The sequence below is a fragment of the Roseateles aquae genome (genome assembly GCF_032337115.1).
GTDB classification, from domain to species: Bacteria; Pseudomonadota; Gammaproteobacteria; order Burkholderiales; family Burkholderiaceae_C; genus Roseateles_C; species Roseateles_C aquae.
On record NZ_JAVXZY010000038.1, the window covers coordinates 1 to 1425 of the forward strand.

Annotated in this window: 1 protein-coding gene; it reads left to right on the forward strand. The window is 66.2% G+C overall.

What is annotated here, in order from left to right; all coding sequences use genetic code 11:
* Window positions 1-53 precede the first annotated feature (53 nt).
* A partial coding sequence (locus RQP53_RS24655) for a condensation domain-containing protein (RefSeq protein WP_315653387.1) occupies window positions 54-1425 on the forward strand: 1372 nt, incomplete at its 3' end.

Below are 1425 nucleotides of genomic sequence, written 5' to 3' on the forward strand. Positions count from 1 at the left end.
GGCTGCAGGGGCGGTTGGACCGCGGGGCGCTGCAGGCGACGCTGGATCGAATCGTGGCGCGGCACGAGATTCTGCGCACGCGGTTTGTGCAGCAGGACGGGCAGGCCGTTCAGCTCATCGATGCGGCCGATCGCGGCTTCGTACTTGACGAGCAAGACTTGACGCTGCTGCATGGCCATGAGCAGGAAGCTGCGGTGCAGCGCCACGCGCTTGACCACGCCAGTGCACCGTTTGACTTCGAGCGTGGCCCACTGATATGCGGGCGCCTGCTGAAGCTCGCGGCCGACGATCATGTGCTATTGCTCAATCAACACCACATCATCTCTGACGGCTGGTCGATGGGCGTGTTTACCCGGGAGGTGGCGGCGCTCTATACGGCCTTCAGCCAGGGGCAGAGTGATCCACTGCCCGAGCTGGCGATCCAGTACGCCGACTACGCGGCCTGGCAGCGCCAGTGCTTGCAGGGTGAGCGGCTGGAGGCGCAGCTCGACTACTGGAAGCAGCGCCTCGTCGGCGCGCCCGAACTGCTGGCACTGCCGACCGACCGGCCGCGGCCGGCACAGCAGAGCTACGCCGGTGCCAGCGTGGCGTTCGAGCTCGACACCCGCACCTGTGCGGGCCTCAAGGCACTCGGCCGACGTCATGGCACGACGCTGTACATGACGCTGCTGGCCGGCTGGGCGCTGCTGATGGCACGGCTGTCGGGGCAGGACGATGTCGTGATCGGCAGCCCGATCGCGAATCGCCAGCGCAGCGAAGTGGAGCCGCTGATCGGCTTCTTCGCCAACACCTTGGCGCTGCGGGTCAGCCTGTCTCCTGACCTTGATGTGGCGACGCTGCTGGCCGCCGTCAAGCGCGACACGCTGGATGCATACGCGCATCAGGACCTGCCATTCGAGCAGGTCGTGGAAGCCGTCAAGCCGCAGCGCAACCTTGCCCACAGCGCAATCTTCCAGACGCTGCTGACGCTGAACAACCATGCTGATGAAGGCGCGCTAGAACTGCCGGGACTCAAGCTGTCCGGGCTGACGACGCAGGCCGACGACGGGACAGTCAAGTTCGACCTGTCGCTGTCGATGGCTGAGCAAGGTGATCGCATCGTCGGTGCGCTGTCCTACGCCGTCGATTTGTTCGACGCTGGGACGATCACGCGTTGGCTGGCAATGTACGGCCGCCTGCTGGCGGCCCTGCCGAGCGACGATGCATGCCCTGTCGCCCGCCTGCCACTGCTTGAAGCGGCAGAGCGGCAGGTTCTCGTCAACGGTTTCAATCTGAACCCGCGTGACTTTGGCGGTCCGGATCTGCTCCACCGCCGCATCGAAGCCCAGGCACGGCACAGGCCGGACGCGGCAGCGCTGGTGTACGAAGGCGAGCAGCTCAGCTACCGCGAGCTCAACGCGCGGGCCAACGGACTGGCGCATGCGC